The following is a 21,478-nucleotide window of genomic DNA, read 5'->3' as shown; positions in this document are numbered from 1 at the left end:
GGCTCTTGATAACGTCTAAGTAACTAAATGACCCATTTGTCCATGAAAGTATCCACAGCTAATTGATCAAACGTCGTTTCGTCGGTCGTACAGAGTGAAAATATTTCATCCGCATGACTGGCTGGAAAGCGCTTTTTCAGGCTGCTTTTAAACTTCTCTTTTAAAACCGGTATGCCCTCGTCACGGCGTTTACGATGACCAATCGGATATTCGACAGCCACCTTTTCTGTTTTACTGCCGTCTTTAAAAAACACCTGCACCGCGTTCGCAATAGAGCGTTTGTCCGGATTGAGATAGTCTTTGCTGTACTGCTCGTCCTCTTCAACAAACATTTTCTCCCTAAGCTCGTCAATTTCTGGGTGTGCACTATGAAAGCTGTCTTCATAATGATCCGCATTCAACTCTCCCCAAATGAGAGGAACAGCAGTCATATACTGCAAGCAATGATCCCGATCCGCGGGATTAGCAAGCTTACCTTCTTTAGAAATAATACGAATCGCTGACTCATGCGTGGTAATCACGATCTTTTCTATGTCGTCAATTCGACCTTTCACATCAGAGTGAAGTTTTACGGCAGCTTCACAGGCTGTTTGCGCATGAAACTCAGCGGGGAAAGACAACTTGAACAAAATGTTTTCCATAACGTAGCTGCCGTAGTCGCGCTGAAACTTGAACTCTAGGTCTTTTTCATCCTTAAGCTTCTGATCTTTATTCGTTTTACTGAACAGCACATCGTAAAATCCCCACTGAGGTGCTGTTAAAGCGCCGGGAATACCCATTTCTCCCCGTTGGGTAATGTCTGCCAGTCGAACGGCTCGTGACGTTGCGTCGCCCGCAGCCCACGATTTACGCGATCCCGCGTTTGGTGCGTGACGATAGGTTCTCAGCGACTGACCGTCTACCCAAGCTTGAGACAGCGCGGCCATAATTTGCTCTTTGCTGGCGCCCATTAACCAACTGACCACCGCAGTTGAAGCCACTTTTACCAGTACAACATGATCAAGCCCAACCCGGTTAAAGCTGTTCTCAATTGCCAGGTTCCCCTGAATCTCATGCGCTTTAATCATTCCTTCTAGAACGTTCTTTATTGTCAGAGGCTCAAATCCCCGACTTCGGCGTTGCTGAGAAATAAAGTCAGCTGTCGCTAATATACCGCCCAAATTGTCCGACGGATGACCCCATTCCGCCGCCAGCCATGTGTCGTTAAAGTCTAACCAGCGAACTATACAGCCAATGTCCCAGGCAGCTTTAACGGGATCTAATGTGAACCGAGTTCCGGGAACCCGGGCACCATTAGGCACTGACGTTCCCTGAACCATAGGACCTAAATGCTTCGCACATTCGGGGTAGCCTAATGCCAACATTCCGCACCCCAACGTATCCATCAAACAATACCGGGCTGTGCTCCAGGCTTCTTCGCTGGTGACTTTATAGTTCATGACATAGTCGGCAATATCGACGATAACCCTGTCGTAATCTGGACGTGTGTTTTGTTCAACAGTCGTAGACATTATCACTCCTTAATTCAAAGGCTTACTCTAACAGCTACGGAATCGGCCGGTTGATTGATCGCTTTTTACGTTTATTTTAGATAAAAAAAACCCGGAACCAATCCAGATTGTTCCGGGTATAGGGGAATGGCTCATGGGATGAGCCGTGCGCTAACTCATGATAAAACAGTCTCATTTATCCTGCTTAAAATTCATCCAACAATTTTTAGTGTAGACAATAATTGATGGATGTCTAATTTTTTTACGGTTTCTTTTAACTTAATGTTTTTGAAGTACTAAAACCTTTTTACTCACAAGTTACACACAGCTCATTAAGAGGCTTTAAACAGCTTATAAAAGTTCTCAGTCGTGACTCTGGCAACCTCTTCAAGCGTAATACCTTTAACGTCAGCAACGCATTTAGCAACCTCAGTTACGTAAGCAGGCTGGTTCACTTTTCCACGGTGAGGTACCGGCGCTAACCAAGGACTATCGGTTTCAATGAGCAGCTTATCGAGTGGTAACGCTTTGACGGTATCCCGTAGCTCTGATGCATTTCGAAAAGATGCAATACCGGAAATAGAAATATAAAAGTCCAGCGCGTCGATGGCTTCTTTTGCCATCTCATAAGATTCAGTAAAACAATGTAGGACGCCGCCGGGTTTGTCGGCATGACCTTGCTTTAACATTGCCAGAGTGTCTTCGCGTGCTTCACGAGTATGAATAATAAGGGGCTTATTCAACTCCCCTGCTACGGCAATATGTTGCTCAAAGTTGTTCTGCTGCTTTGCTTTTGAGTCCGGGTCATAGAAATAGTCGAGGCCGGTTTCACCAATCGCCACCACTTTCGGCTCACTGGCAAGCTCAGTTAACGTTGCCGCCATTTCATCGGCGTTATGACTCTCCTCATTAACGTAAAGCGGATGCACTCCACAGGATATCGAAACATTGTCATACGCCGATACCGTGTCACGCATCTTAGGATATTCATCCAGCGTTACACAAACACACAACATGTGTTCAACGTTGTTTTTGCGGGCGTTCTCTACTAAGCCAGCCAAGTCTGTACCCACTTTGTTCGGGTCAATACGATCTAAATGGCAATGCGAATCAACAAACATCCAATGCTCCGTTGCAATTAGGTTGCGCAAGAATTTATCAATGAATCAAACAGTTTACCATATTCGGCTTTGTACTGGTTAGTCAGGAAGTTCAGTCGATGCCCGGTGGCGACGTCCTTCGGTAATAGGCTTATAACATAAGGAAAGGACTTGTCATCAAACAGCCAGGACACCTGAGCACTAAAGTGAAACGGGGATGTCGCTGTGTCAGGTAAAAACAGCTCAACATCAACGCTGTTGCCTAATGCATAATCGCCATCAGCAAGCTCTGTCACTAAAATTGAGGTATATTTAAAGAAAGGCACCGTTCGTGCCGCTAATTCACGAACTGAATCAATATAAATGCGAACCGTTTTAGACATAAGACCCCTTTTATAAAATCCGGAGCCTTATTCCTCACCTAAAAGAAAGTTTGACCAACGGCTCCAGGCAAGTATTAATAATAACGCTAAATTAATGCCTGGCGATCCCTGATATATCTGACGTAACTGTCGGCATTCTGATACCCATTCGCTTAAATGGCGCGCATCCAGCCAAGGGCACTGTACCAATCTCTTGTAGTTATCGAGTAAGTCAGGAAAGTAAAAACGTTCTTCCGGGAGGCGATTTAACTCAGCTAACATATCAGAAACCAAGCGCTCAGAGAGCATCAACCAGTCAGCAGCTATTGCTTTGTCTTTTAGCTCGGGTAACGGCGCTAATTTATGTAACGCATCAAATAATTCGGCAGCCTGTGCGGTTTGTTCTTCCGTTTGCGCCGCCTCTGGGTAAGGGATGTTTAACCATTGCATGCGGCTTCGCAGGGTTGGCAATAGTTGTTCAGGTTGTTTTGTTGATACCAGCCAGCAGGTGTCTTCTGGCGGCTCTTCCAGGACTTTTAGCAACGCGTTAGATGCCTGCTCAGTCATTTTCTCAGCTTGCAAAATTACCGCAACTTTAAAGCCCCCCTGATTCGCTTTATTGACAATGTTTTTTTGCAGGTCTCGAATTTCATCAACACCTATCCGACTGGTTTCGTCACCATCAAGTGTCCATGTATCCGGATGGTTTCCGGCTGCGTACAACAAGCATGACTTGCACTGATTACAAGCACTTTTTCCTTTTGCCTGACAAAGCAGGTACTTGGTGAACTGTTCAATGAAGCGGTTACTGCCGTGTGCCAGGTTGTGCTTTAAATAGTAAGCATGAGCCAATCTATTGCTTTCATAAGCATTGACTAACCGTAACCATGCATCTCGTAGCCAGGGAGCCGCCATTAAAACAAGTTCTCCTCTAGAGTTCGTAGAATAGCTTCGTGAACCTTCAACATCGGTTGGTTTGCATCAATTACAAAAACAGAAGGGTCTTTCGCTGCAATGTTTAAGTAGGCTTGTCGAGTTCGTTTAAAAAACGCCAAATCTTCTTCTTCAATTCTATCTAGCTGCCCTCGCTCCCGCGCACGCTTTAAGCCAGCTTCCTCGTCAACGTCCAGTAAAATGGTCAAGTCCGGGTAGAAGTTTCCCAATGTTATCGCTCTAAGCTTTTGCAATAAATCATCTCCAAGCTGGCGACCGCCCCCTTGATAGGCCCGGGAGGATAAATCGTGCCGATCGCCAATAACCCATGTTCCATCCATCAAGTGAGGCTTAATAATATTCTCCACCAACTGAACACGGCTAGCGTACATTAACAACAACTCAGTTGTCGGCACTACGGTTTCATCCCATTTTTTCTTAACCAAGTCCCGCAAAGACTCGGCTAGAGGAGTTCCACCTGGCTCTCGAACCGCTTCTGTCTGAATACCTTTCGCTTGCAAATGAGTAATAACATTAGCAATAGCAGAGCTTTTACCTGCCCCTTCCAGGCCTTCAATAACAACAAACTTCCCTTTCATATTCACTCTTTATTTAGTTGGTAGCGGCGCACCGCTTTATTATGCTCTTCCAGCGTTTCTGAAAATACGTGACCACCAGTGTCATCAGCGACAAAGTAATAAAACGGCGAGTCATCTGGATTAGCGGCTGCCTCGAGCGACGCCTTGCCTGGCATAGCAATGGGTGTCGGAGGTAAGCCATTAATTCGATAGGTGTTATAGGCCGTTTTCTCACGCAAATGAGCACGGGTCAAGTTGCCGTCAAAATCCTCAATGCCATAAATTGTAGTTGGATCGGACTGCAGCCGCATACCAATAGCCAAACGATTAGCAAAAACGCTGGCAACCAAACTTCTTTCACCCGATACACCTGTCTCTTTTTCTATTATTGACGCTAAAATCAGCAGCTCATAAGGAGATTCTACCGGACAAGCTTCAGAGCGATTGCTCCAAACGTCGGCTAACGTTTTTTGCATTGACTCATAAGCATTTTTTAAAATACCGGAAACCGTCGAGTAGGCTCGGTAAGTATAGGTTTCCGGCAATAATAGACCTTCTAAAGAATCAACGGTTGGTCCAAGACTTTCTTGTAAAGCATTCGCTGCAGATTTTGCGTCGCCACTCAAGTAAGGCGCCGAATTAAGCGTGAACAACCATTGTTGCAATGTATGACCTTCTACAAGAGTGACTGAAAATTGAAGCTCGTCACCGTTTGAAACCATGGACCAGACGTCAAACCAATTATGTTCCGGCTTAACCTCATAAACCCCCGCCCGCAAATGGCTAACACCGCCCAATAGCCGACTAAAACCATAACGCAGCTGTTTATTATCCAATATGGACTCACCCAGAGCGTAATGCTCACTGACTTGTGTAATGACATACCGAGCATGTTTGCCTTTGGGAAACTCCAGTATTAACGGCTCATTTACTGAACTACTGGTAAAGGGCTGAGACAAATAGTAATAACCATAGCTAAGCGCGCCTGCACCAATGACAACAGAGAAAAAAGCAATAACAAACAAACGTTTTAGCAAAGTCATAAAGCCAGGCGTTTTACTTTCTCAGGTAACGGAAGATCTTCAAATACTTTACCATTAAATGAGCGAACAGGGACAGCACCACGGACACTGTTACAAACGAAAATTTGCTCAGCCTGTTCAAGATCGGCCACTCTTCCCTCTTTTATATCGAGGTTGCCAAGAGCGTTACTGTTAATGATGTGTTGTCGCATGACTCCGTCTATACCAGCCGACGTTAGTGAGGGTGTCTGCCAGCGCCCACGCTTCTTCCAAAAAAGGTTTCCCTGCACAGCCTCTATAACACGTCCGTCATTGGTACAGACGACTAAATCATCAAGGCCCTTTTCTGATTTCTCAGCACTCAGCAACACCTGTTCTAAACGGTTAAGTGTTTTAAGCCCTGCCAGAACGGTTTGCTCGGCTAAAGTCACGTTAGCAAGCCCTACGTCAAGTGGGTTCTGAGGTTCCGGTAACGTACTGATCTGAATGTATTCGTTCGCTTCTATGCGATGATCATACCCATAGCCTTGAGCACTATTGCCACGAGTAACAATAACCTTACACACTCCTTGTTCAACGTCTTTCGCCAGTTCTGTCAGTCGATTTCTTAAGGTCGTAAAGGTCGAATGGTAAATGCGAAGAGTCTTATTCGCATGAGCTAATCGGGCAAGGTGGGCCTCTAAATGTTCGGGAGCACCATTAAGAATACGAAGTGTTGTGAAATGACCATCACCAAACTGAAGCCCTCGGTCAAGAGCACCAATATCAGTGGCTTGAGTATTAAAAAACTGTTTTATCAGTGTCATAACGAAAATAGGCGGAACCAAAGTTCCGCCTATTGTCTCAATAATTCTCTGAAAAATTAATCGTCAGAGTGATTATTTACGTAATCAATTGCTGCTTGAACAGTTTTGATTTTTTCAGCTTCTTCATCAGGAATTTCAGTTTCAAATTCTTCTTCCAAAGCCATTACCAACTCAACGGTGTCCAAAGAGTCAGCACCCAGGTCATTTTCAAATGACGCTTCAGGCTTAACTTCTTCTTCTTTAACACCCAGTTGTTCAACAATGATTTTCTTTACGCGTTCTTCGATAGTACTCATTTATAAAATCCCTCAAATAGTCGTCGCGAGAGTGAAAGTTGGCCGTAGTTTAGTGAAACCAGCCTCATTAATAAAGTAAAAATTCGGATAAAATTAAGAGGTCGTACCGCTGACCACTTAAACCATCGCCATTCCGCCATTAACGTGAATGGTTTCACCCGTAATATAAGCTGCGCCATCGGACGCCAAAAATGTCACTGCAGACGCAATTTCATCGGGTTTACCCAGTCTTGCAGCAGGAATATTAGCAAAAATACTTTCTTTTTGCTCTTCCGTTAAGGCCTTTGTCATGTCGGTATCAATAAACCCAGGCGACACACAGTTCACGGTTATTCCGCGTGCGGCCACCTCTTTGGCCAACGACTTGCTGAAGCCGACTAGCCCAGCTTTTGCTGCACAGTAGTTGACCTGCCCCGGATTACCTGTTGTACCAACAACCGAACTGATATTAATAATACGACCATGACGACGTTTCATCATGCCGCGGACCACCGCCTTACAGACGCGGAAAATAGCCGTTAAGTTCGTATCGATAACAGAGTTCCACTCGTCATCTTTCATACGCATCATTAAATTATCGCGGGTGATACCAGCGTTATTAACCAGGATATCGATGCTGCCAAACTCTTTTTCAAGGGACTTGACCGTTTCCTGCACACTATCTGCATCGGTTACATCCAACGCTATCCCCTTACCGTTGTCGCCCAAATAGTCAGAAATCGCTAAAGCGCCTTTATCAGAAGTCGCAGTACCGATTACTTTAGCGCCCTCTTTAACGAGCTGCTGCGCAATCGCTTTACCAATTCCTCGACTTGCACCTGTTACTAAAGCAACTTTATTCTCAAAGTTCATGAATTACTCACCTTCTAAATTGAATTCAATGCATCAGCGGTGTTCAGTGCTGAACAACTAAATGATTTTGTTATACGCTTATTTAAGCCCGTTAATACTTTCCCCGGACCGACTTCAAATGCACTTTCTACGCCCATTTCTGCGGCTTTCTCAACAGACTCAGTCCAGCGCACCGGACAATAAAGTTGTCGGACTAACGCATCTTTTATAGCAGCTGCGTCTGTTTCGATATTCACATCAACATTGTTGATCACATCCACAATAGGCGACTTGATGGTTATTTTCTCAAGTTCCGCCTTTAACTTATCCGCCGCCGGCTTCATTAATGCACAATGAGACGGCACACTGACAGGAAGTGGCAATACGCGCTTAGCACCTGCTTCTTTTAGTGCTTCTCCTGCACGGGAAACCGCTGAGGCATGACCCGCTATAACCACCTGACCAGGCGAATTGTAGTTCACCGGAGTAACAACCTCGCCTTGGGCCTGCTCTTCACAGATTTGCTTAATAACATCGTCGTCTAAACCGATAACCGCTGCCATAGCACCTTCGCCTTCGGCAACAGATTCCTGCATAAACTTGCCGCGAGCTTCGACGAGTTTAACCGCATCTTTAAAGTCAATGGCGCCGGCACAAACCAAAGCTGAATACTCCCCAAGACTATGACCTGCCATAACGACATTATCACCTAAACCTTTATCTTTAGCTACGCGATACAAGGCTACGCTGGCGGTTAATAATGCGGGCTGAGTAAATTGCGTATCATTAAGCTGATTGTTGGGATCTTGCTGCACAAGTTCCCACAAATCATAGCCAAGCGCGTCGCTTGCTTGTGCGAAAGTTTCCTTTATTAATGCGAACTCATCGGCTAACTCGCCAAGCATACCAACGCTCTGAGATCCCTGTCCCGGGAAAAATAACGCCGTTGTCATAACTACCCTCTTAATATCGAATTAATGCTGAGCCCCAGGCGAATCCGCCACCAAAGGCTTCTAATAACAAATTATGCCCACGCTTCACTCGGCCATCTTTAACGGCCCAGTCTAACGCAATTGGTACCGATGCGGCAGAGGTATTACCGGTTTTGTCTAAAGTAATCACCACTTGTTCCATCGACATCTTTAATTTTTTTGCGGTTGCTTTAATAATGCGTAGATTCGCCTGATGCGGTACTAACCAATCTAAGTCTTCAGGCGACATATCATTTGCCGCTAACGTGTCCGTCACCAGACTGCTTAATTTAGCCACCGCAACTTTGAACACTTCGTTGCCTTTCATGTACATCCAGGCATCGTTTTCGAATTCTTTTATTCGGCTTGCCTGCTTGGCGCCCAGTAAATGGCTGTACTCACCTGCGCTGTATAAATGAGTAGAAATAACACCAGGCTCACTACTTTCTTCCAATATAACCGCTCCAGCACCGTCACCGAACAATACCAATGTATTTCTGTCGTTCGGATCACAAAGTCTGGCAAGTACATCGGTGCCTATCACCAGCGCACGCTTATATTGACCGGTTCTTATAAAATTGTCGGCAACTGACAACGCAAAAATAAAGCCAGAACATGCCGCACCAACGTCAAAAGCAGGAATATTGGTCACATTTAGCATGCGCTGAATTTCACAAGCGGCACTTGGAAACGCATGCTCTGCAGAGGTTGTCGCAACCACAATAACGTCGATGTCATGAGCGCTCAATTGGCTACTTAGTAATGCTTGTTTGGCTGCTTCGGCACCCAGCGTTGCCGCCGACTCAGTAGAAGACGCAATACGGCGTTCCTTGATACCTGTGCGTTCCGTAATCCATTCGTCTGAAGTATCAACACGGCTGGCAAGGTCATTGTTTGTAAGACGTTGCTCCGGTAAATAGTGACCGGTACCAACGATTCTTGAGTATGTCATAACAACTCTGCGTTTTAAGGCTGTTCAGATAAGACCGCTTCGACCCTGTTCTTAATTCGGTCAGGAAGCTGCTCGTGCGCCTCCGCTACAGCTTGTTGAATTGCACTGTAGAATGCTTCCGCATTGGCACTTCCGTGGCTTTTAATGACCACATGGCGCAATCCTATCAAACTTGCTCCATTGTAGTGGTCGGGCTTCAGCCTGTCCCAGGACTTGTGGGTACGTCGTTGTAAAAATTTGAAGAAAAAACGATAGAGCCAATGAGAATTCAGCGTTTCTCTCATTTGCTCGATAATGAATGTTGCCAGGCCTTCGCAACTTTTTAACGCAATGTTACCGACAAAACCATCGCAAACGATAACGTCTGAACGACCACTGAATAAATGGTTGCCTTCAATAAAACCGTTATAGTTCAATCCTTCGCACTGACTCAATCTAGCAGCTGCATTGCGGACAACATCGCTGCCTTTAATATCTTCCTCGCCCATGTTTAACAAGCTAATTTTCGGTTTTTCTATATCCAGTAAATGTTCCGCGGCAACCGATCCCATCACACCAAACTGAAATAAAGTGTCGGAATCGCAGCTGGCGTTTGCGCCCAAATCCAATAAAAACGACTTTCCGCCAACCCGATTAGGAATCGCCGTCATCAGTGCCGGCCTTAAAACCCCGGGTAAGGTTTTCACCGTAAAATACGCATTAGTCATTAAGGCGCCAGTATTACCGCCACAGACCATTGCATGGCATTGTTCATTGGCAAGTGCTTGCAGTGCAAGACGCATAGAAGAATTCGGCTTACTACGTAAAGACTGACCAGGTTTGTCGTCCATGAGAATTGTCTGCTCAGCATGAACAAAGCTGACAGCACTATTTTCATTAAGCTTGTATTGCTTTAAGAGCGGGTTTATTTGGTCTTTGTGACCAAAAACTGTGAAGTGGGTATTGGGATAAGTTGAAACAGCTCGTTCCAGAGCTTCAATAACAATAGAGGGGCCATTATCGCCCCCCATTGCATCAATCGCTATATTAAGCTCAGGCATAGCCTGTCTTACTTGTTAACGACCTTGCGACCTTTATAATAACCGTCGGCTGTTACGTGGTGACGACGATGAGTCTCACCAGTAGTTGAGTCAACCGACAGTGTTGGGCCGTCTATCGCATCGTGTGAACGACGCATGTCGCGTCTTGAACGACTTTTCTTACTTTTTTGAACAGCCATTTACGCTATCTCCTGATTATTTACGCTTTAATTCTTGTAATACGGCAAACGGGTTATCAGATTCGTCTTTCTCAGACTCGTCGATTTCACCCCATGTCATCGCATCACGGTCTACCTGACAAGATTTAGCATCGTGCTTGGGTACTAAAGGCATTGCCAGAATTAATTCATCTTCAATAAGCCCATGCAGATTGACCTCACCAAACTCATTCACCTCGATAGCTTCATAGCTTTCCGGGAAATCATCGGCCACCTGCCGCTTAGTGACAGGAGCATACGCAAATTGCGCACAAATATCAACTGTTAAAGGCGTATTGCAGCGTTCGCAAAGCACCTGAATCTGTACTTTTGCGTCACCTGCAAAATAGCTTATGCCTTGTTCATCAATACCAAATTCAACCTTAACGTCAGGATCAGGACATGACTCTACGAGTAACTCCTGAAACCGGGTTAACGTTTTAGCTGGTACTAAGCCCTCGTAAGTCACCTTTTTATTGGCACATTTTACGGGGTCTACCGTTACGGGAATACGAACCTTTTGCATAGCGCGCGAATGTTACCTTAAGTTGGTGTCAAGTGACAAGATAAATCGGGCTTGAACGCCTATTATCTTCAATAATTAGTTCAATGGGTTAATCCCTTGAGATCTTAGCATATCCAACAGCGCAATAGTGGGAAGTCCTATCAACGTATTGGGATCATTCCCTTTCATTTGACTAAAAAGACTTACGCCTAACCCTTCACTTTTAAAGCTGCCAGCACAGTCCAGCGGCTGTTCAAGCTCGACATAGCGCGCAATCTCTCTGTCAGTAAGGTTGCCCCGAAATGTCACGAAGAAAGGCTCAATACGGACTTCGCACTGCGATGTTTTTGAATTTAACACCGCAAGTCCGGTGTAAAAAGTAACTGTTTTACCAACGAAGCTCTGTAATTGCTCAATGGCTTTCTGTGTGGTTCCGGGTTTCCCAAGAATATTACCATCACATACGGCCACTTGGTCAGAGCCGATAATAATAGCCGGCTCTCCGTTGAGCTTTTTAGCTACCGCTTGCGCTTTTTCTTCTGCTAGGCGTCCGACCAGCTGCTCTGGTTGCTCTTCATTAACCGCTGACTCATCAATATCAGGCTTCACGACATTATAAATTAAATGCAGCTTATCCATTATCGCCCGACGATATTTTGAACCTGAGCCAAGCACCAGTGGGAGTGTCATAACCTCTCCTTTAATATAAAGTTCGAAAGTTCCGTTAAAGATGACGCAATATACTTTGCTCCGGCCGCTTCTAGTTGCTCCGCTTGATGGGCGCCCATCGTCACACCGATTGGAAACACACCTGCGGCAGAGCCCATTTTTATGTCATGAATTGAGTCACCGACCATAACGGTGTCCTTGGGGCTGTGTCCGGCCTCATCCATAAGTTCAAGCAGCATGTCTGGGTTGGGTTTGCCTTTTGATTCATTAGCGCATCGTGAATAAGGAAAGAAAGACGCCATATTTGTTTCCTGCCAAACTCGATCCAAACCTCTGCGCGCTTTTCCTGTCGCTACTGCAAGTTTCAAATTGCGTTCTTTCAACCGCTCCAGTGACGTAATTGCATCATCGAATAAAGGCGATGCTACCGTATTTAACGTCACATACTCATCTTTGTAACGATCTAAAAATCGTTGTTTTTGCACTGAATTCAATTTCCCAAATAAGGCTTCAATGGCAGGCTCCAAACTTAACCCAATAATGTCTTTTGTTGCTTGCTCAGACGGCGGTGTTAAGCCAACGTACTCTGCGGTTCGTTGCATTGAAGAAACAATGCGTCCGATGGAGTCCATTAAGGTGCCGTCCCAGTCAAAAATAATGAATTTAAATTGCGACATGACTACTACTCAGTTGATTACCGCATTATTGCTTTGTTAATTGGGACAACGTAACGGTTAAGTTTTCATCTAAGGGAGCTTCAAACTGGACATCTTTGCCGGTTTCCGGATGCTTAAACGAAAGTTTCCAGGCATGTAGAAACAATCGAGTGAGCCCTTTCGACGCGATTAACTCATCAAAGTCATTGTCACCATACTTAGGATCTTTAGCGATAGGATGGCCCGCATGCAGGCAATGCACACGAATTTGATGTGTACGGCCTGTTAATGGTGATGCCTCAATAAGTGTCCCTTCAGCATAGCGTTGTTCAATTCTAAAGCGCGTTTGTGATGGTTTCCCTTCCGCACTCACCCGAACTATTCGCTCACCAGATAGCAGTGTGTTTTTCTGCAATGGCGCTTCAATTAACCTTACCCGCTTCTGCCACTGACCACGAACCAATGCTAAATACTGCTTATTCATTTCTTTGTTACGCAGTTGTTCATGCAGCGCCTTCAATACTGAACGCTTTTTTGCGACGAGCAAAATGCCACTGGTATCGCGGTCGATTCTGTGAACCAGCTCCAGATGTTTATCTTTAGGTCGCAGTGCCCTTAGCCCCTCAATAAGCCCGAAATTTAAACCTGAACCACCATGAACAGCGAGACCTGATGGCTTATTAACTACTATCAAAGATGCATCTTCATAAAGGATATGCGCTTCAAGTTTCGCTATTTTATCGAGCTTAGCCGACGGCAAAGGCGCTTTTTCAGCGACTTTAACTGGAGGAATTCGAATTAAGTCACCACTGTTAATTTTATAATCTGGCTTCGCACGCTTTTTATTAACACGCACCTCGCCTTTGCGAATAATTCGATAAACCAACGACTTTGGTACTTTGTTTAACTGTGCAATAAGGAAATTGTCCAAACGCTGACCCGATTCATCGGTCAGAACAGTATGCCAGCGGACTTTTTGTTGAATGCTTTTCATGGCGGTATTTTAGCACGCTTCCTAGTAATATTCAGTGAAATTAGCGCTTGTATTTTCGGCGTTTTTCGTGAAATAATTAAGTGTCAAAGTCCATCGTGGATGGCAGACAGAGAAACTAATTCGCGCAATCGTGTCAACAGAGCGACGCATTATCCACATCAGCGTACGGTTGAAAAGTCTTTCAAAGACAATAAACAAAATCCGAGATGTTGATGGCACGGAAAAAGAACAGAGAACCTCGCTCAAAAGAAAGAGCGATTGCAGACGTATAATATAGCGACAATATGACACCGGACATAATGGTGTTATCGGCACAGTCAAAATCATTTTAACCACACGTTTCAATAACGGGTGGCACAGGTCATAAGCCTGTACAACAGACGAATTCGATAATCGCACGGACACCAGAGTGCGTGTGTCATATTGTGGCCCGAAAACATTGAGTCACAGTAATGAAAAGAATGCTAATAAATGCCACGCAATTAGAAGAGTTGCGTGTGGCACTGGTAGATGGCCAGCGCCTTTACGACCTGGACATTGAAAGCCCGGGACATGAACAGAAAAAAGCAAATATCTACAAAGGTAAAATAACCCGCATAGAGCCTAGCCTAGAAGCTGCTTTTGTCGACTATGGCGCAGAGCGTCACGGCTTCCTTCCATTAAAAGAAATTGCCAAAACCTATTTTCCTGAAGGCTATACCTTCCAGGGGCGTCCAAACATTAAAGACGTTGTTTCTGAAGGTCAGGAAGTTATCGTTCAAATTGATAAAGAAGAGCGTGGCCAAAAAGGTGCAGCACTAACTACCTTCATTTCTTTGGCGGGCAGCTATCTGGTATTAATGCCTAACAACCCTCGTGCAGGCGGTATTTCTCGCCGTATAGAAGGTGACGAGCGTTCAGCTTTAAAAGAAGCTTTATCGGAAATTAATGTCCCGAAAGAAATGGGTCTTATCGTCCGTACCGCAGGCGTTGGCAAATCAAAAGAAGAATTAGAATGGGACTTAAATGTTCTTATTCATCACTGGGAAGCGATTAGCAAAGCGGCTACCGAGCGCCCTGCTCCATTCTTGATTCATCAGGAAAGTAATGTCATTTTCCGCGCCCTTCGTGACTATTTACGCCGTGACATTGGCGAAGTGCTTATCGATAGCCCGAAAGTCTACGAACAGGTGCGTAATCATATTCAAATTATTCGCCCTGACTTCTTGCAGCGCGTTAAGCAATATGAAGGCGATGTCCCTTTATTCAGCCATTACCAAATAGAGAGCCAAATTGAGTCAGCGTTCCAACGTGAAGTTCGCCTACCTTCAGGTGGGTCAATCGTTATCGATCCTACGGAAGCTCTAACCTCAATTGACATCAACTCATCTCGTGCGACCAAGGGCGGTGACATTGAAGAAACCGCTTTGCAGACAAACCTGGAAGCGGCAGAAGAAATTGCTCGTCAACTGAGACTTCGTGATGTAGGTGGCCTGGTCGTTATTGACTTTATTGACATGACACCAGCCAGACACCAACGTGATGTCGAAAATCGTTTACGTGACAGCCTTGCGCAAGATCGTGCACGCATTCAGGTGGCTCGTATTTCTCGCTTTGGCTTAATGGAGATGTCGCGCCAACGATTACGCCCGTCGCTGGGTGAGTCTGCCAATAACGTTTGTCCACGCTGTAACGGCCAGGGGACCATTCGTTCTAGCGACTCTTTAGCACTGTCTATTTTGCGTCTTATTGAAGAAGAGGCGCTGAAAGACAACACGATACAAGTTCATGCGCAGGTGCCCGTTGACGTTGCTACCTATTTGTTGAATGAGAAACGTCAGTCGCTGAACCATATTGAAAAACGCCATGACGTTAAAATCGTTATTATTCCAAATCATCATTTAGAAACGCCACACTTTGAAGTAATGCGTATTCGCGATGATGAAGTGCCGGAAGCGGCCAGTTTTGAATTGGTTCAGAAGCCTGAGCAACACGAATCACCGGTTTCTATTACGTTAACCCAAGAGTCGGCTAAATTTGATGAGCCAGCTCTTAAAGGTCTGCAGGCGCCAAATGCCGCACCTTCTCCAGCACCGGCGCCGAAACAACCTGAAAAGCCTTCTTTATTGAAGCGCTTATCAACTTGGTTAAGCAAGCTTTTTGAAAGCGAAGAAGAGAACGACAAGAATAAGCAGAGTTCAAATCAACGTCGCCCTAACCAACGTCGCAACAACAATAACCGACGTGGCCGAGGCCGTCGCCCTGCTAACCGCCAACAGCAAGGTCGTAATAATGCAGCCGACAAGGCAGCTGAAGACTCTGCTAAATCCGATAAAAATACGGATGACGCAAAAGGGACCAATAATAAGCCGAACCGCAACAGAAATGATCGCCGCCGTCGCGGTGGCCGCAATCGTAATCAACAGAATACTCAAAATGCTAGTGCTCAAAATCAGCAACAAACGTCTGAGCAAAACGCTCAGCCGCAAGCTGTTGCGGAGAAAGCACACGAAGTGAAACCTCGTCGTCAACGTAAACCGATGGATAAGTCCGTTCGCGTAAAAGGAGATGAGAGAGGTTTAGAGCAACAAGTACAATCGCCTTCGGCAAAGCAAGAAGAACCGGCGGTTAAAAACGATGAGACTCGCCAAGCGCCTGAACAAAAAGCCGATTCAACTAGTATTAAGAAAAATGCTGAGTCTGAAAAAGGCAGTAGCGAAGCGACTCAACAACGAGCACTAGATCCTCGTATGAAGGCAGCGGCGGAACTTGTTGAAAACAACGAGCACTTGCCAGTAAATGAGCAGAAGCCCGCTGAAGAAGCGACACCTGAACCCGGTAAAGAGTCCGACGAACAAGCAGGGGAAAACTCTACTCCGGAAGAAGTCGCGACTAAAGCCGAATCGACTCCAGAGCCTGATGTTCAGGAAATGACTGATCAAACGCCTGAAACTGGCAGCGAACAGACAGATGCTTCTGAGTCAAAAGATGCGACTGAGTCAGAAACAACTGACTCTGAGAAAGAAGCGCCATTGAAAGGTGACTCAACAGAGTCTGCTGAGAATACGCCTAAAGGTGATGCCGAAGAGAAAAAAGCACGCAGCCGAGCGCGTCGCTCCCCAAGACATCAAAGGGCAGCTGGTCAACAACGCAAGCAAAACCGTGAAAATAAAGAGCAAGACGATGCGCCTATTATTCCGGCACGTAAGTTGAGCGGCTCTGCATTTTCTCCAATGACTAAAGCCTCAGCCGTTGAAAGACAGGCACCTTTTCAGGCACTAAACGTTGCCTCAAAGGAAACACGCTTAGCGTTCGTGAAAGATGAACAAACTGCAGGCTATGCAAATGCCCGCTCACGTTCATTTTCTGAAATGACAAAGTGTGACTAACACAAAAAAGCCAGTAAACACTCCCTGTTTACTGGCTTTTTTATTCTCTTCATTATCACTAATTCAAACGAATATTGGCTCGATTCTTCTCAAGCGTTTTCAAGCCTATCCCTTTTACATCTAATAACTGCTCTAACTCGGTAAACCCGCCAAGCTGCTCTCGCATTTCAATCAGCTTTTCTGCTTTTTTAACACCAATACCGACCAATGCTGACGCTATTTCCTGAGCCGAAGCGGTATTAATGTTTACGCCGGTTTGAGCTTCTGCTTGCAAAGCAATTGGCGAGGGAGAAACAATTGGTACTGCCTGAACTGAAAAACCAATAAATGAAGCCACAACAATTGGTAGCATTTTTAATTTCATAGTATGTTCATCCTTTTTGAAAACCACTGCGTCACTGCAGTGGCCATACTATAAACGCTTTTTGTTGAGGCTAATTCAAATTACGACTTATAAGACAGCTTCATAAGTCACTAAGCTATACTCGCAAGTATATCGTCCACCGCTTTTGCCGGGTCTGGGGACTGTGTAATAGGTCGCCCTATCACCATGTAATCAACTCCCGCCGAGACTGCTTCAGGAGGCGTCATCGTGCGACGCTGGTCATCTTTATTGCTGCCTTCAGGACGAATGCCAGGGGTCATAAGTTTAAAGTCCTTACCGCAAGCTGCTTTCAACATTTTTGCTTCCTGAGCGGAGCAAACCACTCCTTGCAAGCCTGATGATTTGGCCAAGTTCGCTAAGTATTCAACTTGCTCAGTAACTGTCTTAGAAATGCCCAACTCTTTTAAATCATCGTCGTCCATACTGGTCAATACCGTAACACCGATTAACAACGGCTGAGCATCTGAATCTTTTAGCGCTTCTGCAGCCGACTTCATCATGCGGCTACCACCACTGGCATGAACGTTAACAACATCAACACCAAGCTTGGCCGCCGCTGTAACGGCTTTCGCGACTGTATTGGGAATATCATGAAACTTTAAATCCAGAAAAATAGAAAAGCCTTTTTGTACAAGCCCTCTCACCCACTCCGGACCCGCAGATGTAAACAACTCTTTCCCAACCTTTAAACCCACTTTTCCGGGAGCAAGCTGGTTAATTAATACATCTGCATCGGACGCATTTTGGTAATCGAGAGCGACATAAACTTTCGGTAATTCCATTCGACTATTCACCATCTAATCCAAATATCGGTTTTGTTGTTGACCAGCTTTTACATGACGGACACTGCCAATACAGTGTGTGTCCTGAAAAACCACAGTGATAACACTTATAATTTGGTCGCTGCACTATGTGTTCGTGCACCATTCTTTGCAATCGTTTAAGGCTGTCTCTGGCGCTGCCTTCGTCGGCTGCCTGTATATGAAGCCCCATCAAATGGTGGAACCCGCGCATCGTTGGATGTTTCTCTAGCGCAGTCGCCATGAAGCTTTCGGCATCTTCGATACTTTGCGATTCAGCCATTTTTTCCGACAACTTGATAACCGCAGTAATACCCGCTTCCTGTTCCACACAGGTATGCAAGTAGTCGACAAAGCCGTGACTGTTTTTCTTAGCTGCAAATGCTTTCTCTAATAACGGAATAGTTTCGCAAACGTATGCCTTGTCTTGTTCAATTATTCTCGTTAGATGCTCTATCGATAGGCTATTCTCGCCCTGCTCCAGATAGATTTTCCCCAACGATAACGATGCCCGAACACACCCAGAATCTTGCTTTAAGGCTTTATTGAAGTATTTTATTTTACCCGAAATCGGGTCGACAGTTTCAGCCACCTCGCAATATAACTGTCCCAACGTTACTTTTACCGATGCATCCTGCTTTATCAGCTTTAACGCAACAATAATGGCTTTATCCCACTCATGGGTGGCTTCATACAGCTCTAGCAAATGCTTTTGGCTACGTTCTTTAAAAAGCTTATTGCTTTGTAAGCCATGAAACATTTTTTCTGCGCGATCATAGATACCCGCCGCCAAATAATCTTTACCTAACTCGTACATAGCAGTAAGGCGGTCGGTTTCAGACAAATTAGGTAATGATGTCAGGTTCTTATGTATTTTAATAGCCCGCTCTACTTCACCCCGACGACGAAATAGCTTACCCAACGTCCAGTGTGTCTCTATGGTTTCACTATCGACATCAAGCAACTCGACGAATAAATCGACCGCTTTATCGGGCTGATCAGAGAGCAGTAAATTAATACCGGTTGCGTATTGTTTTGAAAATCGCTTTTGCTCTTTCCTTTCTTCTGTACGCACGCTGTTGCGCCCCATGAACCAACCATAGGCGGCAGCAATTGGAAGAAGTAAGAAAAGAAGCTCTAACATTCAGCGCTGTCTCACTTACTTTGCTGTTTAGACAACAGCTTTGAGAGCTTTCGACAGCGATAACGCCAATATAAATTGGATAAAAACATCGCCAGTAATCCGACTAATACACCGCTACCAAAGAAAATTGCCAATAACGACGCAACAGTCATGTCGGCATTCAGAACCAATAAATTGACATTAATGACTTGCGTATTTTGGGCTCCGAACGCTAAGGCTAAAAGGAATATAGCCAAAACGGGAATAAGAATAAGCAACTTCCTGAGCATGTTCGCTTACCTGTTATTTATAAAAAAACGGCATGCCAGTATAGCATGCCGTTTTTATCAATCGAGCGTAAAAACTACTTTATAAATCGACGCGCTCACGCAGCTCCTTGCCGGCTTTAAAATGAGGAACGTATTTCCCATCTAAGTTCACCGGCTCCCCGGTTTTCGGGTTTCGGCCAACACGTGGCGCACGATAATGCAAAGAGAAGCTTCCAAAACCGCGAATTTCAACGCGCTTTCCTTGAGACAAGGACTGCACCATTTGTTCGAGAATTTCTTTAACAGAAGCTTCAACTTGCTTAGGAGGCAACTCATGCTTCAAAGTTAACCGTTCAATTAGCTCTGATTTTGTCATAACTTACCTCCTGATAAAGCCGTTTATTCCGACTAAAAACTGTCTTAGTCGTCAGTTTTTGCCGCTTTGAACGCGTCAGCCATAGCACTGTTGATACCAGAGCTGTCTTGCTGTTTGTTAACGCTTTCTACCGCTTCTTTCTCTTCAGCTTCGTCTTTCGCTTTGATAGACAGGCTCAGAGTGCGGTTTTTGCGGTCAACGCCCATAAAGCGAGCTTCGATCTTATCACCAACGCTTAATTCAGTGCTTGCATCTTCAACGCGGTCGCGTGCGATGTCTGCTGCACGTACGTAACCTTCAACGCTTTCTGCTAATTCAACTTTAGCACCTTTAGCGTCAACTTCAGTTACTGTACCTTCAACAATAGCACCTTTTTTGTTAGCTGCCAGGTAATTGTTAAACGGATCTTCTTCTAATTGCTTGATACCTAGAGAGATACGCTCACGCTCTGCGTCAACCTGCATGACAACAGCGGTAACTTCTTCGCCTTTCTTATAGTCGCGAACCGCTTCTTCACCTGGAGTGTTCCAGCTGATGTCTGACAAGTGAACCAAGCCGTCGATGCCACCGTCCAGGCCAATGAAGATACCGAAGTCAGTGATTGACTTGATTTTACCAGTAACTTTCTCGCCTTTATTGTGGTTCTTAGCAAACTCTTCCCAAGGGTTAGGTTTGCACTGTTTAAGGCCAAGAGAAATACGACGACGTTCTTCGTCAATTTCCAGAACCATAACTTCAACAGTGTCATCAAGGTTAACCACTTTAGAAGGATGAACGTTTTTGTTAGTCCAGTCCATTTCAGAAACGTGAACAAGACCTTCAACACCCTCTTCGATTTCTACGAAGCAGCCGTAATCAGTCAAGTTCGTAACACGACCAGTTAAACGGTGACCTTCTGGGTAACGGTTTGCGATATCTGCCCATGGATCTTCGCCTAATTGTTTCAGGCCAAGAGATACACGAGTGCGCTCACGGTCAAACTTCAATACTTTAACTGTGATTTCATCGCCAACGTTCACGATTTCGCTTGGGTGTTTAACACGTTTCCAAGCCATATCGGTGATGTGCAATAGGCCGTCTACGCCGCCTAAATCTACGAATGCGCCGTAGTCAGTCAGGTTCTTAACAATACCTTGTACTTCCTGACCTTCTTGCAAGTTCTCAAGCAGCTCTTCGCGCTCTGCACTGTTTTCTTTCTCGATAACAGCACGACGAGAAACAACAACGTTGTTGCGCTTCTGATCAAGCTTGATAACTTTGAATTCTAAGTCTTTGTTCTCAAGGTGAGTCGTTTCACGTACTGGACGTACGTCAACCAATGAACCAGGTAAGAACGCACGAACGCCGCCAAGGTCAACCGTGAAGCCGCCTTTAACTTTACCAGAGATGTAACCGGTAACCGTTGCGTTTTCTTCGTGTGCTTTTTCCAGCTGCAGCCAAGCTTCATAGCGCTTCGCTTTTTCACGTGAAAGAATCGTTTCACCGAAGCCGTCCTCAACAGCGTCAAGGGCTACATCAACTTCGTCACCGACGTTGATTTCAAGCTCACCTTCAGCATTGCGGAATTGTTCTGCAGGAATCGCACTTTCAGATTTAAGACCTGCATCAACTAATACTAAGTCTTTTTCGATAGCAACGATTGTGCCTTTTACGATGGAGCCCGGACGAGTTTCGACTTCTTTCAGGCTTTCTTCAAACAGCTGTGCAAAATTTTCTGACATAATAATTAACTTCGCTTAATAAATGACGTCCACT

Annotated in this window: 24 protein-coding genes; 1 reads left to right on the top strand and 23 read right to left on the bottom strand. The window is 45.2% G+C overall.

What is annotated here, in order from left to right; genetic code table 11:
- Nucleotides 1-23 precede the first annotated feature (23 nt).
- From CWC33_RS11675 to rluC, 17 genes are all read right to left on the bottom strand, one after another.
- On the bottom strand, nucleotides 24-1,511 hold the full coding sequence (locus CWC33_RS11675) for a bifunctional 2-methylcitrate dehydratase/aconitate hydratase (RefSeq protein ID WP_100692078.1): 1,488 nt from the start codon (nucleotides 1,509-1,511) through the stop codon (nucleotides 24-26).
- A 311-nt stretch (nucleotides 1,512-1,822) separates the two neighbouring features.
- The gene (locus CWC33_RS11670) at nucleotides 1,823-2,611 is read right to left on the bottom strand and encodes a TatD family hydrolase (protein ID WP_100692077.1); all 789 of its coding nucleotides are present in this window, start codon (nucleotides 2,609-2,611) and stop codon (nucleotides 1,823-1,825) included.
- A 17-nt stretch (nucleotides 2,612-2,628) separates the two neighbouring features.
- Nucleotides 2,629-2,973, bottom strand: coding sequence for a hypothetical protein (locus CWC33_RS11665; RefSeq protein ID WP_100692076.1), 345 nt, complete (start codon nucleotides 2,971-2,973; stop codon nucleotides 2,629-2,631).
- A gap of 27 nt (nucleotides 2,974-3,000) precedes the next feature.
- A complete protein-coding gene (locus CWC33_RS11660) occupies nucleotides 3,001-3,867 on the bottom strand; it encodes a hypothetical protein (RefSeq protein WP_100692075.1) in 867 nt (288 codons plus the stop codon).
- Nucleotides 3,867-4,484 (bottom strand): dTMP kinase, encoded by a 618-nt coding sequence (gene tmk / locus CWC33_RS11655; protein ID WP_100692074.1) that lies wholly within the window; start codon nucleotides 4,482-4,484, stop codon nucleotides 3,867-3,869. The genes CWC33_RS11660 and tmk overlap by 1 nt, the downstream gene beginning before the upstream one ends.
- A 2-nt stretch (nucleotides 4,485-4,486) precedes the next feature.
- Nucleotides 4,487-5,506, bottom strand: a complete 1,020-nt coding sequence (gene mltG / locus CWC33_RS11650; RefSeq protein WP_100692073.1) for an endolytic transglycosylase MltG — start codon at nucleotides 5,504-5,506, stop codon at nucleotides 4,487-4,489.
- On the bottom strand, nucleotides 5,503-6,312 hold the full coding sequence (pabC, locus tag CWC33_RS11645) for an aminodeoxychorismate lyase (protein WP_100692072.1): 810 nt from the start codon (nucleotides 6,310-6,312) through the stop codon (nucleotides 5,503-5,505). The genes mltG and pabC overlap by 4 nt, the downstream gene beginning before the upstream one ends.
- 35 nt (nucleotides 6,313-6,347) lie before the next feature.
- Nucleotides 6,348-6,587 carry an acyl carrier protein gene (gene acpP / locus CWC33_RS11640; RefSeq protein WP_088768130.1) on the bottom strand — a complete coding sequence of 80 codons (240 nt, stop codon included), beginning with the start codon at nucleotides 6,585-6,587 and terminating at the stop codon, nucleotides 6,348-6,350.
- Nucleotides 6,588-6,704: 117 nt separating this feature from the next.
- Nucleotides 6,705-7,439, bottom strand: coding sequence for a 3-oxoacyl-ACP reductase FabG (gene fabG, locus CWC33_RS11635; RefSeq protein WP_100692071.1), 735 nt, complete (start codon nucleotides 7,437-7,439; stop codon nucleotides 6,705-6,707).
- A 14-nt stretch (nucleotides 7,440-7,453) separates the two neighbouring features.
- Nucleotides 7,454-8,371, bottom strand: a complete 918-nt coding sequence (fabD, locus tag CWC33_RS11630) for an ACP S-malonyltransferase (RefSeq protein ID WP_100692070.1) — start codon at nucleotides 8,369-8,371, stop codon at nucleotides 7,454-7,456.
- A 10-nt stretch (nucleotides 8,372-8,381) separates the two neighbouring features.
- Nucleotides 8,382-9,341, bottom strand: a complete 960-nt coding sequence (locus CWC33_RS11625) for a beta-ketoacyl-ACP synthase III (protein WP_100692069.1) — start codon at nucleotides 9,339-9,341, stop codon at nucleotides 8,382-8,384.
- A gap of 14 nt (nucleotides 9,342-9,355) precedes the next feature.
- A complete protein-coding gene (gene plsX, locus CWC33_RS11620) occupies nucleotides 9,356-10,381 on the bottom strand; it encodes a phosphate acyltransferase PlsX (RefSeq protein ID WP_100692068.1) in 1,026 nt (341 codons plus the stop codon).
- An 8-nt stretch (nucleotides 10,382-10,389) separates the two neighbouring features.
- A complete protein-coding gene (gene rpmF / locus CWC33_RS11615; RefSeq protein ID WP_011234590.1) occupies nucleotides 10,390-10,560 on the bottom strand; it encodes a 50S ribosomal protein L32 in 171 nt (56 codons plus the stop codon).
- A 16-nt stretch (nucleotides 10,561-10,576) separates the two neighbouring features.
- Nucleotides 10,577-11,104, bottom strand: a complete 528-nt coding sequence (gene yceD / locus CWC33_RS11610) for a 23S rRNA accumulation protein YceD (RefSeq protein ID WP_100692067.1) — start codon at nucleotides 11,102-11,104, stop codon at nucleotides 10,577-10,579.
- Nucleotides 11,105-11,179: 75 nt separating this feature from the next.
- Nucleotides 11,180-11,773 carry a Maf family protein gene (locus tag CWC33_RS11605; RefSeq protein WP_100692066.1) on the bottom strand — a complete coding sequence of 198 codons (594 nt, stop codon included), beginning with the start codon at nucleotides 11,771-11,773 and terminating at the stop codon, nucleotides 11,180-11,182.
- Entirely contained in the window at nucleotides 11,770-12,429 is a 660-nt protein-coding gene (locus CWC33_RS11600) for an HAD family hydrolase (protein WP_100692065.1), read from the bottom strand. Before CWC33_RS11600 ends, CWC33_RS11605 begins: the two co-directional genes overlap by 4 nt.
- A 25-nt stretch (nucleotides 12,430-12,454) precedes the next feature.
- Nucleotides 12,455-13,402, bottom strand: coding sequence for a 23S rRNA pseudouridine(955/2504/2580) synthase RluC (gene rluC, locus CWC33_RS11595; RefSeq protein WP_100692064.1), 948 nt, complete (start codon nucleotides 13,400-13,402; stop codon nucleotides 12,455-12,457).
- Nucleotides 13,403-13,854: 452 nt separating this feature from the next.
- Between rluC and rne the strand changes: the two genes are divergently transcribed.
- The gene (gene rne, locus CWC33_RS11590) at nucleotides 13,855-16,770 is read left to right on the top strand and encodes a ribonuclease E (RefSeq protein WP_100692063.1); all 2,916 of its coding nucleotides are present in this window, start codon (nucleotides 13,855-13,857) and stop codon (nucleotides 16,768-16,770) included.
- Nucleotides 16,771-16,828: 58 nt separating this feature from the next.
- Here rne and CWC33_RS11585 read toward each other — a convergent pair whose 3' ends face one another.
- The 6 genes from CWC33_RS11585 to rpsA form a co-directional block, all read right to left on the bottom strand.
- Nucleotides 16,829-17,134: a ComEA family DNA-binding protein gene (locus CWC33_RS11585; RefSeq protein WP_100692062.1), complete on the bottom strand. Its 306-nt coding sequence runs from the start codon at nucleotides 17,132-17,134 to the stop codon at nucleotides 16,829-16,831.
- 110 nt (nucleotides 17,135-17,244) lie between these two features.
- Complete coding sequence (gene pyrF / locus CWC33_RS11580; protein WP_100692061.1) at nucleotides 17,245-17,937, bottom strand: orotidine-5'-phosphate decarboxylase; 693 nt, start codon at nucleotides 17,935-17,937, stop codon at nucleotides 17,245-17,247.
- A gap of 4 nt (nucleotides 17,938-17,941) precedes the next feature.
- Nucleotides 17,942-19,099 carry a lipopolysaccharide assembly protein LapB gene (lapB, locus tag CWC33_RS11575; protein ID WP_100692060.1) on the bottom strand — a complete coding sequence of 386 codons (1,158 nt, stop codon included), beginning with the start codon at nucleotides 19,097-19,099 and terminating at the stop codon, nucleotides 17,942-17,944.
- An 11-nt stretch (nucleotides 19,100-19,110) separates the two neighbouring features.
- Nucleotides 19,111-19,368 (bottom strand): lipopolysaccharide assembly protein LapA domain-containing protein, encoded by a 258-nt coding sequence (locus tag CWC33_RS11570; RefSeq protein WP_100692059.1) that lies wholly within the window; start codon nucleotides 19,366-19,368, stop codon nucleotides 19,111-19,113.
- Nucleotides 19,369-19,447: 79 nt separating this feature from the next.
- The gene (locus tag CWC33_RS11565) at nucleotides 19,448-19,723 is read right to left on the bottom strand and encodes an integration host factor subunit beta (protein WP_088768116.1); all 276 of its coding nucleotides are present in this window, start codon (nucleotides 19,721-19,723) and stop codon (nucleotides 19,448-19,450) included.
- A 44-nt stretch (nucleotides 19,724-19,767) separates the two neighbouring features.
- Nucleotides 19,768-21,444, bottom strand: coding sequence for a 30S ribosomal protein S1 (gene rpsA, locus CWC33_RS11560; RefSeq protein WP_088768115.1), 1,677 nt, complete (start codon nucleotides 21,442-21,444; stop codon nucleotides 19,768-19,770).
- Nucleotides 21,445-21,478 lie beyond the last annotated feature (34 nt).

Origin of the sequence: Idiomarina sp. X4, assembly GCF_002808045.1 — a bacterium.
Classification (GTDB): Bacteria; Pseudomonadota; Gammaproteobacteria; order Enterobacterales; family Alteromonadaceae; genus Idiomarina.
Note: the sequence above shows the minus strand (reverse complement) of the source record. Positions and strands in the feature narration are given on the sequence as shown.

Bases quoted from the DNA above. Each gene is read 5' to 3' on its own strand.
- CWC33_RS11660 (WP_100692075.1), bottom strand. From the start codon at position 3,867: ATGGCGGCTCCCTGGCTACGAGATGCATGGTTACGGTTAGTCAATGCT.
- pyrF (WP_100692061.1), bottom strand. From the start codon at position 17,937: ATGGAATTACCGAAAGTTTATGTCGCTCTCGATTACCAAAATGCGTCC.
- CWC33_RS11565 (WP_088768116.1), bottom strand. From the start codon at position 19,723: ATGACAAAATCAGAGCTAATTGAACGGTTAACTTTGAAGCATGAGTTG.
- fabG (WP_100692071.1), bottom strand. From the start codon at position 7,439: ATGAACTTTGAGAATAAAGTTGCTTTAGTAACAGGTGCAAGTCGAGGA.
- CWC33_RS11665 (WP_100692076.1), bottom strand. From the start codon at position 2,973: ATGTCTAAAACGGTTCGCATTTATATTGATTCAGTTCGTGAATTAGCG.
- acpP (WP_088768130.1), bottom strand. From the start codon at position 6,587: ATGAGTACTATCGAAGAACGCGTAAAGAAAATCATTGTTGAACAACTG.
- CWC33_RS11570 (WP_100692059.1), bottom strand. From the start codon at position 19,368: ATGCTCAGGAAGTTGCTTATTCTTATTCCCGTTTTGGCTATATTCCTT.
- CWC33_RS11670 (WP_100692077.1), bottom strand. From the start codon at position 2,611: ATGTTTGTTGATTCGCATTGCCATTTAGATCGTATTGACCCGAACAAA.
- rpmF (WP_011234590.1), bottom strand. From the start codon at position 10,560: ATGGCTGTTCAAAAAAGTAAGAAAAGTCGTTCAAGACGCGACATGCGT.
- mltG (WP_100692073.1), bottom strand. From the start codon at position 5,506: ATGACTTTGCTAAAACGTTTGTTTGTTATTGCTTTTTTCTCTGTTGTC.
- rpsA (WP_088768115.1), bottom strand. From the start codon at position 21,444: ATGTCAGAAAATTTTGCACAGCTGTTTGAAGAAAGCCTGAAAGAAGTC.
- yceD (WP_100692067.1), bottom strand. From the start codon at position 11,104: ATGCAAAAGGTTCGTATTCCCGTAACGGTAGACCCCGTAAAATGTGCC.
- lapB (WP_100692060.1), bottom strand. From the start codon at position 19,099: ATGTTAGAGCTTCTTTTCTTACTTCTTCCAATTGCTGCCGCCTATGGT.
- CWC33_RS11585 (WP_100692062.1), bottom strand. From the start codon at position 17,134: ATGAAATTAAAAATGCTACCAATTGTTGTGGCTTCATTTATTGGTTTT.
- CWC33_RS11675 (WP_100692078.1), bottom strand. From the start codon at position 1,511: ATGTCTACGACTGTTGAACAAAACACACGTCCAGATTACGACAGGGTT.
- rne (WP_100692063.1), top strand. From the start codon at position 13,855: ATGAAAAGAATGCTAATAAATGCCACGCAATTAGAAGAGTTGCGTGTG.
- plsX (WP_100692068.1), bottom strand. From the start codon at position 10,381: ATGCCTGAGCTTAATATAGCGATTGATGCAATGGGGGGCGATAATGGC.
- CWC33_RS11600 (WP_100692065.1), bottom strand. From the start codon at position 12,429: ATGTCGCAATTTAAATTCATTATTTTTGACTGGGACGGCACCTTAATG.
- CWC33_RS11605 (WP_100692066.1), bottom strand. From the start codon at position 11,773: ATGACACTCCCACTGGTGCTTGGCTCAGGTTCAAAATATCGTCGGGCG.
- fabD (WP_100692070.1), bottom strand. From the start codon at position 8,371: ATGACAACGGCGTTATTTTTCCCGGGACAGGGATCTCAGAGCGTTGGT.
- rluC (WP_100692064.1), bottom strand. From the start codon at position 13,402: ATGAAAAGCATTCAACAAAAAGTCCGCTGGCATACTGTTCTGACCGAT.
- CWC33_RS11625 (WP_100692069.1), bottom strand. From the start codon at position 9,341: ATGACATACTCAAGAATCGTTGGTACCGGTCACTATTTACCGGAGCAA.
- tmk (WP_100692074.1), bottom strand. From the start codon at position 4,484: ATGAAAGGGAAGTTTGTTGTTATTGAAGGCCTGGAAGGGGCAGGTAAA.